General features: G+C 57.0%; 11 protein-coding genes. 8 read left to right on the top strand and 3 right to left on the bottom strand.

Features of this window, described 5'->3' with window-relative positions:
* Positions 1–552 precede the first annotated feature (552 nt).
* On the bottom strand, positions 553–1,029 hold the full coding sequence (locus tag AAFG16_RS40395; RefSeq protein ID WP_283081830.1) for an Lrp/AsnC family transcriptional regulator: 477 nt from the start codon (positions 1,027–1,029) through the stop codon (positions 553–555).
* Between the two features lie 16 nt (positions 1,030–1,045).
* A complete protein-coding gene (locus tag AAFG16_RS40390; protein ID WP_271609310.1) occupies positions 1,046–1,375 on the bottom strand; it encodes a hypothetical protein in 330 nt (109 codons plus the stop codon).
* Here AAFG16_RS40390 and AAFG16_RS40385 point away from each other — a divergent pair.
* From AAFG16_RS40385 to purU, 5 genes are all read left to right on the top strand, one after another.
* Positions 1,274–2,701, top strand: coding sequence for an NAD-dependent succinate-semialdehyde dehydrogenase (locus AAFG16_RS40385; RefSeq protein WP_271609306.1), 1,428 nt, complete (start codon positions 1,274–1,276; stop codon positions 2,699–2,701). The genes AAFG16_RS40390 and AAFG16_RS40385 overlap by 102 nt on opposite strands.
* A gap of 10 nt (positions 2,702–2,711) precedes the next feature.
* Positions 2,712–4,112, top strand: coding sequence for an aminotransferase (locus tag AAFG16_RS40380; protein WP_342734360.1), 1,401 nt, complete (start codon positions 2,712–2,714; stop codon positions 4,110–4,112).
* Positions 4,113–4,277: 165 nt separating this feature from the next.
* On the top strand, positions 4,278–5,234 hold the full coding sequence (folD, locus tag AAFG16_RS40375) for a bifunctional methylenetetrahydrofolate dehydrogenase/methenyltetrahydrofolate cyclohydrolase FolD (protein ID WP_342734358.1): 957 nt from the start codon (positions 4,278–4,280) through the stop codon (positions 5,232–5,234).
* Positions 5,235–5,829: 595 nt separating this feature from the next.
* Positions 5,830–8,337: an FAD-dependent oxidoreductase gene (locus AAFG16_RS40370; protein ID WP_342734356.1), complete on the top strand. Its 2,508-nt coding sequence runs from the start codon at positions 5,830–5,832 to the stop codon at positions 8,335–8,337.
* 52 nt (positions 8,338–8,389) lie between these two features.
* Positions 8,390–9,262 carry a formyltetrahydrofolate deformylase gene (purU, locus tag AAFG16_RS40365; protein ID WP_342734354.1) on the top strand — a complete coding sequence of 291 codons (873 nt, stop codon included), beginning with the start codon at positions 8,390–8,392 and terminating at the stop codon, positions 9,260–9,262.
* Positions 9,263–10,017: 755 nt separating this feature from the next.
* Here purU and AAFG16_RS40360 read toward each other — a convergent pair.
* On the bottom strand, positions 10,018–10,494 hold the full coding sequence (locus AAFG16_RS40360; protein WP_342734352.1) for an Lrp/AsnC family transcriptional regulator: 477 nt from the start codon (positions 10,492–10,494) through the stop codon (positions 10,018–10,020).
* Positions 10,495–11,272: 778 nt separating this feature from the next.
* On the opposite strand from AAFG16_RS40360, the gene AAFG16_RS40355 reads away from it, so the two are divergent.
* From AAFG16_RS40355 to AAFG16_RS40345, 3 genes are all read left to right on the top strand, one after another.
* Positions 11,273–12,325: an extracellular solute-binding protein gene (locus AAFG16_RS40355; protein WP_342734350.1), complete on the top strand. Its 1,053-nt coding sequence runs from the start codon at positions 11,273–11,275 to the stop codon at positions 12,323–12,325.
* A gap of 160 nt (positions 12,326–12,485) precedes the next feature.
* Positions 12,486–13,310, top strand: coding sequence for an ABC transporter permease (locus AAFG16_RS40350; RefSeq protein WP_342734348.1), 825 nt, complete (start codon positions 12,486–12,488; stop codon positions 13,308–13,310).
* Complete coding sequence (locus tag AAFG16_RS40345) at positions 13,300–14,100, top strand: ABC transporter permease (protein WP_342734346.1); 801 nt, start codon at positions 13,300–13,302, stop codon at positions 14,098–14,100. The genes AAFG16_RS40350 and AAFG16_RS40345 overlap by 11 nt, the downstream gene beginning before the upstream one ends.
* The last annotated feature ends 12 nt before the right edge of the window (positions 14,101–14,112 follow it).

Genomic DNA, 14,112 nt, shown 5'->3' with positions numbered 1-14,112 from the left:
AATCTGGTTTCCGACCTATCAATCCTGACGGGGGTTCGCAGTGACCGATGAGTGCTCGCGGCGCGCTGCTGCCTTAGCGCGTTTCCAACCTTGTCTACTTTGTAAAGTTTGCCTCTGGAGCGCCCATGGGGCCGATACGCTTGTCGGGACATCCCTCGCAATCGGGGATTCCCATCTCCATCGCCAGACGCTGTCTTTCGGCATGAGAAGCTGAGCGGCAGGAAGCCACTGTGATGCCTCACCATTTGCATGAAAACATCGGCCCCAGTGCGTGGATGCGGCGCAAATTTTAAGCGTCCCAGCCAGTTGATGCCGCTCACCTTCTGGATGGACATCGTAGGCAATATCTCAGTCCTTTAAGACCAGGTCGCGTTTGGGTCGCGCAACTAGGCAACATACAATACCCGACCTCTGGACCTTCCTTGATACTTTTCATCTAAATTCGGACATCACACCACAGTGAGCGGATGAGAGCGTGCCGAATTTGCGGTGTTACGCGCGAGGGAGCGATAAAAAGTGCGCAAACGCAGAGTTCGCTCGTGAGTAACGCACTCACTCCTCGGCAGGGGCCTCAATCGGAACCGCAAAACCCGACTTCACACGGTCCATAATGACCATTGTCTTGACGCCCTTAATGTCCGCATTCTCATAAAAGAATCGCCGCGTGAACTGTTCATACTCTTCCATGCTGTGTGCGGTAACGTAGAGGACGAAATCTGAATCGCCGGTCACGTAAAATCCATTGACGACTTCGACTGACGATTTGATTGCCTTCTTGAACCTGTCGATGATATCTGAGCGCTCCCGTTCCAGGCTCACCAGCACAAGCATTTGAATAGGTCTTCCTACGGCCTTCGGAGAGACAATTGAGACATCGGCTTCGATAATGCCTTCCGAGCGGAGCCTCTTCAGCCGTCGTTGACACGCCGTCGCAGAAAGCCCGGCCAGTTCACCGATCACCTCAGAAGTTAGGCGGTTGTTTTTTTGCACGATCTCCAAGATCCGGGCATCTATTCGATCGTAGTTCATGATCTCTCTCCAGCCTTCAGGTGTGCTTCGCCGCAAAGTGCCTGTGCCATGCAGGAAATCCTCCCGACGGCAGGAAAATGCGATGCAAATCAGTTCGCGACATCAGTATCCTGATTGCCGAGGCAATTTCAACAAATGACGCGTTTGGACCCCGCCAATGGCCCATCAAATCGTTCGGCACCAAAGTTCGCATTTGGTCGGCCTTGCTACCAGGCACCTGCAGCGTCTGCACCGCCGCGATTTCTTGGCGGGGGCGGCGCTGGTCGACGGCCGATGGATCTCTGGCGATCAGCGAGATGTTGTGGCCGATCCGGCGACGGCCGAAGATATCGCGGATGTTGCTCATTGCTCTGCCGCGGACATGAACCAGGCGATCGCGGCAGCTGAGCGATCGTTTCCCGCGTGGCGAGAGCTCTTGCCAGCAAGGCGTGGCGCAATTCTTAGGTCTTGGGCGTCGTTGATGCTGCAGCATTCGGAAGAGCTGGCCATCCTCGTGACGAGCGAGCAAGGCAAGCCGCTCGCCGAAGCGCGCCAGGAAGTCGCGTACGGTGCAGGATTTCTCGAGTGGTTCGCCGCAGAGGGTGAGCGCGCTTACGGAGAGACTATCCCCAGCCATAAGCCCGAAAGTCTGCTTTACGTCCGGATGCAGCCGATTGGTGTCGCCGCCGCCATCACTCCGTGGAATTTTCCTGTCGCCATGATCACGCGAAAAGCTGGGGCCGCTCTTGCAGCCGGATGTCCGATGATCGTGAAACCTGCTCCCGAGACGCCGCTCTCCGCACTCGCCGTCGCTCGGTTGGCTGAACAAGCCGGAGTTCCGCCTGGCGTTCTTCAAGTGCTTACGGGCAATCCGATCGAGCTTTCGACGCCGCTGTTGCGTGACAAAAGAATACGGGTTCTGTCGTTTACAGGTTCTACGGAGGTGGGTCGTCGATTACTTGAGGGGGCGTCCGACACTGTTAAAAAGGTGTCGCTAGAACTGGGCGGCCACGCTCCCTTCCTCGTTTTTGATGATGTCGACCTTAAGAAGGCGGTCAGGGGTGCAGTAGAGGCGAAATTTGCGACCTCGGGTCAGGATTGCTTGGCCGCCAATCGCATCTACGTCCAAAGAGGCGTCTACCCTGCTTTTGTCGACGAGTTTGCCGCCTTAATCGCCCAGTTCAAAGTCGGTCACGGTCTAGACCCCGCAACTGAGATAGGCCCAATGACCAAGTTGGCCGTCGCAAACAAATGCAGGGCCCAAATCGATGATGCGGTAAAGAAGGGCGCGCGGGTTCTCTTCACTCATCACGGCGCGGCGCTGGGGCCCAACTTTGTACCTCCGACGTTGCTAACCGACGTCACGGAAGAAATGCTCATCGCGCATGAGGAAACATTTGGGCCGGTAGCTGCTGTACTTCCGTTCGATTCCGAAGAGGAAGTTATCGCCCGCGCCAACGCTAACGAAATGGGGCTGGCGGGATATGTCTACACAGAGAGCCTACGTCGAGGGCTCCGACTGTCCGAGCAACTCGAGTGCGGCATGATCGGCGTCAATACGGCGTCGTTCACGGGCCCTCCCATTCCCTTCGGCGGTTGGAAACAATCTGGGCTCGGTCGCGAAGGTTCGCGGCACGGTTTGGCGGAATACATGGAGCTGAAATACGTGTGTTTTGGCGATTTAGCGGCTTAGGAGAAACGGTATGATTGATATCAAGACAATCGCTGAGCTCGATCGCTCCAGTGTTCTTCATCCTTTCACTCAGCCCAAGGACTTTGCGAAGGGAAAACTCGGTGATCCTACGATCGTCACAGGCGGCCAAGGGATTCGCATTCAAGACGCCCAGGGACGTAGTTACATCGATGGCTTTGCCGGGCTCTATTGTGTAAATATCGGCTACGGTCGCACTGAGGTGGCACAGGCGATCGCCCGGCAGGCTTACAAGCTCGCGTACTACCACACGTATGCGGCACACACGAGTGAGGAGCTGGCGATCCTCGCGGGTCGTCTCGTAGAGATGGCGCCTGGCAAGCCGAGCAAGGTGTTCTTCGGGCTGTCTGGATCAGACGCCAACGAAACGCAGGCAAAGCTCGTCTGGTACTACAATAATCTACGCGGGCAGCCGAAGAAGAAAAAGATTATCTCTCGCGAGCGAGGATACCATGGCTGCTCAGTCATTTCGGGTTCAATGACCGGCATGTCCTTTTATCACGATCACATGGATCTTCCCTTTCCGGGCATTTTGCATACCGGCACGCCGCACCATTATTGGGGAGCCGAACCAGGCGAGACAGAGGAATCCTTTTCCCGCAGGCGTGCCGCCGAGCTTGAACAATTGATTGTGCAAGAGGGGCCGGAAACGGTCGGTGCTTTCATCGCCGAGCCGGTGCTGGGTACGGGCGGGATTACACCGCCTCCCACTGGCTACTGGCGTGAGATTCAAGCTGTCCTCAAGCGTTACGACGTTCTTCTGATCGCTGACGAGGTGATCTGTGGCTTTGGCCGAACCGGCGCAGACTTCGGAAGTATGCTCTATGGTATTGAGCCAGACCTGGTAACAGTCGCCAAAGGTCTGACATCCGGCTACGTTCCGCTTTCGGCAGCTATCGTCGGCGAAAAAGTCTACGCGGTTATGGAGGAGGCTGCGGATCGTGTCGGCGCGTTTTCGCACGGTTATACCTATTCCGGCCATCCGATTGCTGCCGCTGCTGCCAACGCAGTTCTCGACATTGTCAAAACAGAGCGCCTAACCGACCGCGCGAGGATCGTCGGATCCCACTTCCATCGTCGACTCAAGGAGCGTTTTGCTCAGATGGAGATCGTTGGGGAGGTTCGAGGTGTCGGCTTACTCGGCGCAATAGAGTTCGTTGCGGATCGTCAGACGAAACGGCGCTTTGACCCTGCGCTCAAGGTCGGGCCGCGCATTTCCAAGGCTGCTCGTGATCGTGGGCTCATTGTACGAGCAATGCCGCATGGAGACATTCTGGGATTTGCTCCGCCTCTTGTTGTAACCGAGTCTGAGATAGACGAAATCGTTGATCTGGCCTATCAGGCGACCAAGCAAGTCATGGACGAACTTGCGAAAGAGTCAGCAATCGCTTGAATGTGCAGACCAGTGCGGCGCAGCCAACGCCAAACACGCAAGATATAGGCGCCTTTCCCCTGCTGATGAGTTGCGCGTGGGCCGATCGAAAGAATGCGGCCCGCGAATCCTTTGGCGTGTTGTTGCAGCGTCAAGCCTCGTCGCATCACATCTCTAGACATAATCATGAGTGCTATCCGAATTGACGGAAAGGCCATCGCTGAGATCCTGCGCGCTCGCATTGCGCGAGAGGTGGCGTTGCTCCAGGCCGAGTACAACGTCACACCAGCATTGGCCGTGGTGCTGGTCGGCAAAGACCCGGCAAGTTCGGTTTATGTGAAGACCAAAGCCAAACAGGCTCAAACCGTAGGCATCAAGTCGCAACAGTTCCTGCTGCCAAGCAATGTCGATGAAGCCGTATTGCTGGATTTGATCGGCCGGCTCAATGCCGACGATTCCATTGATGGCATCCTCGTTCAGCTTCCGCTGTCCGGACACATCGATCGCTGGCGCGTGCTGGAGGCCATCGATCCGGCTAAGGACGTAGACGGCTTCCATCCCTACAACGTGGGACGATTGTCCGCGGGTCGACCAGCGCTCGCTCCTTGCACTCCACTGGGAGTGACCCATCTGATTAGGACAGTCGCGAGCGACCTGAATGGGCTTGACGTTGTCGTCATAGGTCGCTCGAATATCGTCGGAAAACCTTTGGCAGTTTTGCTCGGCGATGCCGGATGTACCGTGACAGGTGCGCAGCTGCAGACGCGAAACCTGCCGGACCTCTGTAGAAAGGCTGATATTGTTGTTGCTGCGGCCGGTTGTGCAGGACTGGTCCGCGGCGATTGGCTTAAACCAGGTGTGGTTGTCATCGATGTTGGAATCAATCGTGCGATCGATACGACTGGAACTGTCAGGCTTGTGGGGGACGTTGCTTTCGCCGAAGCGAGCACGCGCGCGAGCTACATAACTCCGGTGCCTGGCGGTGTTGGGCCCATGACCGTCGCCTATTTGCTCGCAAACACAGTTAATGCGGCAGTTTCTCGGCGAGGCTTGTCGTTGGTGCTCAATCCCGAGGTCCGCCACGTTTTGCCATCATCCACGGGAGTGGCGCTCGAGCACGTCGATCTGCAGCGGGCAACTTAGGTCGCGTACGACCGTTCGATTCAAGCGTCCTTGCGAGAGCACCGGACAATTCGGACAAAGATGCGTGCGGCTCAGCATCCGCCGCTTATCGTGTCGGGCTCCCTGTCAGCAATTTCCCTTCCTGTGCACTTAACAATTTTCCGCGTGTCTCACCGACGAGAAGCTTGTGGCTTTGTGCGCGTCAACCACCGGCGTGAAGACGCAAAATCTCCCCTTTTCTCTATCCGACGCAGAATTTCTCTTTCATGGAGGGCTACAATAGCGAAATTCTGATCGACGGCTCGATACTATTTTCGGCGAGACGACGCTTCCAGCTGACCAGTCCGCGATCATGTGCGCGCAGGAGCTCAAGTTTTGCATAGTTCAGTACAGCCTGCGCGCTCGAATGGGCACGCCTCGTTCGTAAGCGGCCACCGGGCGGGACCATTCCGGCAAGGGGCTCGGCTTGGGTCCGATGGCTCATGAGGTTCACAGCGGAACCAACAACCAAACTGCATATCACGACCCGCCACGCCGCCACCCTTAGAGCGCCATCCTCTCGTTCATCCTTGGGATACGCTCAGACCTGCTTGAAACCACTTTTTTGAGTCACGGAATGCAAAGCAAGCTGCCCACTCACGCGGAATTCGTCGTCATCGGCGGCGGCATTATTGGGCTGTCCACTGCCTATCACCTCACGCGGCTTGGGCATCGCGATGTGCTGCTGCTCGAACGCGATCAGCTGACCTGCGGTACGACGTGGCATGCCGCGGGGCTCGTCACCCAGCTTCGAGCCAGCGAGAATATGGCGAAGCTGGCCCAGTACACCGCGGGATTGTTCCGCGAGCTCGAAGAGCTGACGGGTCAGCATACTGGCTTTCGGCAATGTGGGTCGATCACAGTCGCGGCGACACCCGCTCGGCTGGAGGAGTTGAGGCGAGGTGCCTCGATGGGGCGCTCTTTTGGCCTTGATGTCGAGATCATTGACGCCGCCGAAGCTAAGAAACGTGTGCCGTTGCTCGATGTGGCCGATGTGCTGGGCGCGGCATGGATCGCGTCCGATGGTAAGACTAATCCGGTGGACACAGCGCGCGCGTTCGCGACTGGCGCGCGGCAGGGTGGCGCGAAGATACTGGAGCGCACGCCAGTGACGCGCCTCGTGGTCGAGAAAGGGCGGATCGTCGGTGTCGAGACGGCAGAAGGGATCGTTGGTACTGAAAAGGTCGTCATCTGCGCCGGGATGTGGAGTCGGACGTTAGCGGCCGATGTCAATTGGACAGTGCCGCTGCACGCGGCGGAGCATTTTTACGTCGTGACAGAGGCCATGGGGGGCTTGTCACCCGATACTCCCACTGTGCGAGATCTTGATGCGTGCTTCTACGCAAAAGAAGACGCGGGTAAACTGCTGGTCGGCTTTTTCGAACCGAAGGGCAAGCCCTGGGGGATGGCGGGGATCCCAGTTGAGTTCAGTTTCGATTCGCTTCCCGACGACTTCGAGCACATCGAGCCTCACCTCGCCAATGCCATGCGGCGCGTGCCGGCCCTGGAAAATGTAGGGTTGCAACTCAGTTTCAATGGCCCCGAGAGCTTCACCCCGGACAATCGGTTCTTGTTAGGACCCGCCCCCGACATCGCCGGCCTCTACGTGGCTTCGGGATTCAATTCATGCGGTATCGAGTCTTCCGGCGGAGCCGGCAAAGTGGTGGCCGAGTGGATGTCTACCGGCATGCCCGCAAATGACTATTGGGAAATGGACGTCCGCCGAGCGATGCCATTCCAGCGCAATCGGCGATATCTGCGCGACCGAACGGGTGAAGCGGTTGGACTCCTTTACGCGCTGCATTGGCCTCACAAGTCACCTGAGACGGCTCGTAATGTGCGGGTCTCGCCGCTGCACGATCGTTTAGCGGCCGCAGGCGCGAAGTTCGGCGAGGCCGCGGGCTGGGAGCGGGCGCAATGGTTCGGCACTCCCGAGGGGCCGGCCTACGCCCATGCTACATTTGGTCGCGACGATTGGTTCAAGTCGAGTGGGGCTGAACACGACGCGACTCGGTCCGGTGTCACGCTTTTCGATCAAACCTCCTTCGCGCACCTACTGGTGCAGGGGCGTGATGCGCTCTCTTTTCTTCAGCGCCTCTCCACTAACGACGTTGACGTCCCAGTGGGCCGCATCGTGTACACTCCGTGGCTCAACGAGCGGGGTGGCATGGAGTCCGATGTCACAATCGCGCGAACGGGAGATGAGGAATTCCTCGTCGTTACAGCCGCTGTGCAGCGCATCCGGGATCTCGCCTGGCTACGAATGCATGCCAAAGGCGCCGGCCACGTATTCGTCACGGACGTGTCGTCCGGATACACCTGCCTCTCTGTCATGGGGCCACATTCGCGAGAGCTCCTCACGCGCGTAAGCCCGGCGGATTTTTCTGAAGCTGCGTTTCCGTTCGCGACGGCGCGAGAAATCGAGATCGGCCATGGTACGGCCCTTGCTTTCCGCATGACCTTCGTCGGAGAACTCGGATGGGAGCTGCACATCCCGACCGACCAGACGCTGGGTATTTACGATGCGCTGGTCGCTGCGGGACGCGATCTCGATCTGCGCCACGCAGGTTACGTGGCACTCAATACGTTGCGCCTTGAAGCCGGTTACCGCGACTGGGGCGCGGACGTCAGTGATGAGGACACGCCGCTCGAAGCTGGATTGGGGTTCACAATCGCCTGGAACAAGGGTGAAGATTTCATTGGGCGGACGGTTCTCGAAACACAGCGCGGACAGACTCCGCGCCGACGCCTCGTCCAGCTTGCTGCTCCCCGCGCGGTGCCGCTCCTGTTCGGAACAGAGCCTGTCTGGCGCAACGGATCGCTCGTCGGATACTTGCGCTCCGCCGGGTTCGGCCACACCCTCGGGTGCGGCGTAGGCATGGGGTACCTCCACTCCGAAAGCGGTGTGAACGCCGCATGGCTGTCCGAAGGAACTTTTGAAATCGAGATCGCCGGCGAACGGCACGCGGCCATCGCCTCCCTTCGTGCCTTCTACGATTCGAATCGTACGCGAGTGAAAGGCGAATGGCGGAAGCTCGATGACCTCATCGCCCCAGAGCTCCTCAGAGTACGCTCTAGGGAATGATGCTCATCTTTTTGCTTGCCACAACGCAGTTTACGAGGGGCCCCGTAGGGCAATGACTGCTATGTTCGACCGTTCCATGATCCTCGCGTTGTCCTGCCCTGATCGTCCAGGCATCGTATCCGCGGTCTCGAGCCTTCTGTTCGAGTCGGGCTGCAACATTCTCGATGCTCAGCAGTTCGAGGATACCGGGACCACCCACTTTTTTATGCGCGTTGTCTTCGAGCGTCTCGAGCAAGCCAAACCTGAAACAGATATCGCCGCCTCGATCGAGGAGCTCGCCAAACGTTTCGCCATGACTTTCACTTTGCGGAAAAGTTCCACAAAGAAGCGGGTGATGCTCCTGGTTTCAAAATTGGACCATTGCCTGGCCGATCTGCTTTATCGATGGCGCATCGGCGAACTGCCAATGGAGGTGACTGCGATCGTCTCCAACCACGGCCGCGAGCATTTGGCCTCTAGCGATTTGGCCGAGCTTCCCTTCCACCATTTGCCGGTCACCAAACAGACGAAGATGGAGCAAGAAACGCGAATCTGGGAGCTCGTTCAGGAGACCAATACGGATCTTGTTGTTCTCGCGCGCTACATGCAAATTCTATCGGACGGCTTCTCGGCCAAGTTATCGGGACGCTGCATCAACATTCACCACTCCTTTTTGCCAGGCTTTAAGGGCGCAAAGCCTTATCACCAGGCTCACGAGCGAGGCGTCAAGCTGATCGGCGCGACAGCGCATTACGTCACTTCCGATCTCGACGAAGGACCGATCATCGAGCAAGACGCCGAGCGAATCTCTCACCGTGACACGCCAGACGATTTGGTCCGCAGGGGCCGCGACATTGAACGACGTGTACTCGCCCGCGCCGTACGCCATCACCTGGAGGATCGCGTTGTGCTGAATGGCAAGAAGACTGTCGTCTTCACCGGCTGATCTGCACTGATTTTACGCGCCGATTGGCCCCGTTCGAGCGCGATGCCGCGGCCAAGAACATGCACCAGCTATCCCGACGCCAAAGAGAGGCAAGAACGCACAACGCCTGCCCCACGCCTCAGTAGGCTTCCCGCAGTTTTGCGCAGTGGAACACCTTAAAAGTGTCGCAATCACCGTTTGGGGACCAGCTTGCTTGCGCCGAGATCAACATCTTGGAAGCTCGCAGATCAAGCTGGATGCCGTTTAGTAAGGGTTAGCGAGTCCTATACAAAACTGTGGGGTCCCACGATCTACCCGGCGCGGCAAAGTGCGCCCTCGTCGGCCAAGACCTGCTGGCCCTCGTCCTGTTCGAAATCGCTGTTGCTCAGAACCGGGTGGCATCGACGTCGCTTCCGTACGAAGCGAGTTGGCTCTTCATCAGTTGATCTTGTCTGAGCCGCTCCAATGGCGAGCTCCTAACTTCGATGGCGTGGTAGAAGGCATGCATCGTGAAGCCGAATGAGGTAGTCGCTGCCGTAAATTTCTTCCAATTCCCGAAGAGCACGATCGGTGGCTACCCGAATCATGCGGACGACGGCGCCGCCGCATCTCGGTGGCGAGCCAGCCGGCGGCCTGCTCGCTGGGCCAGGACTCCAGCTCACTCCCGGTACCAGCTGTAGTCTACATTAATGTCGCAATGCTGCTTCTTCACGCGCGCCAGAGGAGCATGATGAGAGATCGCAAAAAAGCGCAGGTGCGTGGCCGACGTCAACGCATTACTCCTCTGGGGGAATCTCGATTGGAATAGCAAAGCCGGATTTTACGCGGTCCATTATGACCATCGTTTTGACGGCCTTTATGTCCCGTTTCTCATAGAAGAATCGTCGTGTGAACTGTTCGTAGTCTTCCATCGTACGCGCGGTAATATAAAGGACGAAGTCCGCGTCGCCGGTGACATAGAAGCCATTCACGACTTCAGCTGACGATTTGATGGCCTTCTTGAACCTGTCGATGATGTCTGAACGCTCCCGCTCTAGAGTGACCAGCACGAGCATTTGAATTGGATTTCCGACCGCCTTCGGCGACAGGATAGAGACATCGGCCTCGATGATTCCTTCCGAACGGAGCCTCTTGAGTCGCCGTTGACACGCGGTAGCAGAAAGACCGGCGAGTTCGCCGATCACCTCGGAGGTTAGACGGTTGTTTTTCTGCACTATCTCAAGGATACGGGCGTCTATTTGATCATACTGCATGTTCGGCTCAACCCTGAGTGAATGCGCCGAAGAGTGCCTGTCAGATGCAGAAAATCATCCGAACGGCGGGAAAGTCCGGCGGAAATGCGTCAAACGTGACATATCCCGAACGCGTAGGCAATTTTCGGCGGGTAGGAAGTAACAACTCTGCCTAGATAGGCCTCCAATCCCCTACGATTGCTTCACTCGATGTCGGCCTGCATCCCCCGGCAAACTACCGCCAAAAGAGCGCTCTCGGCTTCGTTGCGACTGGCACACAAAACCGACAGGGTACGGCGATAATGCGCAGAATTTCCGCTGCATCGCGCCGTATATTAGTGGAAAACAATTTTGGCGGAGAGGTAATATTTGCGTGAGGGATGGAACTTCCGGCTGCTAGGCTTGCGGAGTCAACGCGCGAGAGGGGTAGAATTTGCGAGATCGCTATAGGAGATCGCGGTTACGTGCGAGCACGTTGCGCAATCGGTGCTGCTGCTCCGCGCGTCGTCCTTGCGTCGGGGTTCTAACGATCGCCAGCTCGGGCAACGCGACGAAATCGATTTTTCTCGCAGGCGTCGAGCCGCCTGGTGAGGGTCTCTTTCGATTTGCGGACGGCCTTGCCTCCGCCGCACCATCTTACCGGCTCAAAGGGCGGCTAGTCAGCTGACGTCTTCGGGATCTCGGAGCCCAAAACGCCCGGAGCGCGGTAAGTAGGCAGCATGGGCCGCATGGCGCGTGCTTCCGCTGACGCTAACTGGCTCGTTCGACTTCACTAAGGGGCAAGCGAGGAAATTGTGAAATGAAAAAGCGAGCATTCTTGAAGTTCGCAACGACGGCTGCGGCAGGCGCCCTGGTTGCGCCCTATGTCCGCGCTCAATCGAAAAAATTCGCCGGCATAACGTTGCGCGTCAATGGATATGGCGGCCTTTACGACGAGGCTCTTAAAAAGAGCGTCGTGGCTCCGCTCGATGAGAAGTACGGACTGAAGGTCCAATTCATCGCCGGCAGCACGGGAACGGACCTTGTCAAATTGATCGCCAACAAGGACCAGCCTCCGTACGACATGTTCATGGCCGATAGCTCTTTCATGGTCGAGCTCGTCAAGGCCGGTGTCGTTGACGAAATCAAGCCGTCAGACGTTCCAAACCTCAAGCGGATTCTGCCCGGCTTCCGCGAATTCGGTGATTACGGGGTGCCTTTCGACATTGCGTCCATTGTCCCGGTCCACAATTCAAAATACATCAGGCAGCCGCTTACCTCTTATTCCGACATCGCCCGGCCCGATCTTGCAGGCCGCGTCGTCATTGCGGCGCCGGGACAAATCGCCAGCAACTTACATCTTCTTGCAATCGCCGAGGAAAACGGTGGCTCGGTTTCAAACATGGAGCCCGCGTTCAAAGTGCTCGAGGCCGCGAAGCCGAACATCGCTGCCTTCGCGCAACAAACGGTCGCACTCGTGCAGATGTACCAGAACGAGGAGGTTTACGCAGGCATCTGTTGGGACGGCCGCGCTCATGAATTGCGCACAAAGGGCGCTCCCATCGTGACCGTTGTGCCACCTAAAGGCATTTACTCGACGACAGACTACATCAACGTCGTCAAGGGCACGAAGTATCCGGAAGCTGCGCACGCCTATGCTGAACAGTTGCTTTCTGACCAGGGGATTCTCGCGACGCCGCAGGCATTTCGGTACAGCCCAACAACCGATGTCAAGTTGCCTGATGAGCTCAGCAAGGAGCTTCTGCTCAATTCACCTGAACGCAGCAATCTGAAAAAGAAGATCGATTGGGATACCCTGTGGGCGAACCGGAGCGCCATGATCGAGCGGGTAAACCGAATCGTTCGAAGCTAGCTCAGAAAATTGGTTCGACCTTGGTGTTGCGCCGAGCCTCTGGCTTGCGTGCCCCCCACTGCTTCGCCCATAGGCGTCATATCAACTATGAAAGGTCCATCGTGTGAAGGAACCTCTCCTTAATAGGCGCAGCACAACCGCAGCCCTTTTGCTGGCCCCAATGGTCTTGCTTCTCATTGGCTTCCTGGTCGTCCCGGTGCTGGGATTGTTGCGATCAAGTTTTCTGCCAACCAGTCATCTTCTCGATGGTGGCGGCTTCAGCTTGACGCACTACGTACGCTTCTTTTCGGACTCCTATTACTCGTCAGTGCTATTTGAAACATTTGTGGATGGACTTTTTGTCAGCCTCATCTGCCTGGCACTTGGCTTTCCGGTCGGATATTCGCTTGCCCGCCAGCCACCTCTGGCGCGGCGCTGGCGAACAATCATCGTTATCATGCCGCTGACGCTGAGCCTTGTGGTTGTCGTATTCGGATGGCTTATCGTTCTTGGCCGCAACGGACTCCTCAATGCACTGCTCGTGAACATCGGTATTCTTTCGTCGCCGAAAATATTCCTGTTTTCTCGAGCTGCCGTGATCATCGTTTTAGTGCAGCAGTTTCTTCCCCTCATGATTCTGTCCGTCATGAGCGTCGTGACGCAGATAAATCCGGTGCTCGAACAGGCAGCTGCCAATCTCCGGGCCAATCGTTTCGTTACGTTCCGAAAGGTAATCATTCCGCTCGCGCTTCCCGGCATTCTCGTTGGCTTCAATCTTGTCTTCGTGTTGTCGATTTCAGCATTCGTCACGCCCCGTCTCATTGGCGGAAGTCGGGTGAGCATGCTTGGAAGTCTCATCTATGAGCGCATTATGGCGGAACTGAACTGGCCGTCGGGCGCGGCCATGGCCTTTATCCTCTTCGTTAGCGGACTTGGCTTCACGGCGGCGTTCAACGCGTTGGCTGCATCACGTTTGATCATGAAAGGGCGCGGCTATGCGATCTGATCCCATCGACTATGTGATGGTCGTATCCGGCGCAGTCATTCGGGTTATCGTCTACACGATGCTTGCCTTACCGGCGATTCTGGTGGTTGTGTCATCGTTCACCAGCGGTGACACAATGCAATTCCCTCCGAAGGGATTTTCGCTGCGCTGGTATCAAAAGGTATGGGAAAATGAGCCGTTTATGACGGCGCTTTGGACGAGCACATACATCGCCGTTCTCGTTGCTATCATGGCCCTTGCGATTGGCTTCGCTGCGGCTTTCGCGATCAACCGCTTTTCCTTCAGAGGGAAATCACTCCTGCAGGGCTTGGCCTTTTCGCCGTTGATCGTTCCAGCCGTCGTACTGGGAATAGGCTTGTTACAGCTCTTCTCGTGGTTGCGGCTTACGCAGACGATCTATCCGTTGCTCTTGGGGCATCTTGTTCTCGCCATTCCGTACGTCGTTCGTACGATCCTTGCGAGCCTCGCGCTGCACGACCAACAGCTCGAACATGCGGCGATGAATCTCCGGGCCAAGCCATTGCAAGTCATTCGGCGTATTACGTTGCCACTCATTCTGCCCGGCTTGCTGTCCGCTTCGATTTTTGCCTTTGTGACATCGTTCGGAAACGCGACCGTTTCAGCGTTTCTCACCTACGGCGGCAATGTAACCCTGCCCGTACAGATCTTCACATATATCGACACCAGCTATGATCCGATGGTTGCGGCAATATCGAGCATTATGATCTTGGTGACACTGGCCGTCATTTTGACGATCGAGCGCTTAATTGGCGCGGAACGACTAACGTAGGAGTAGGAGAGG

Source organism: Bradyrhizobium sp. B117 (assembly GCF_038969555.1).
Classification (GTDB): Bacteria; Pseudomonadota; Alphaproteobacteria; order Rhizobiales; family Xanthobacteraceae; genus Bradyrhizobium.
This window is presented reverse-complemented; position numbering and strand designations above follow the sequence as displayed.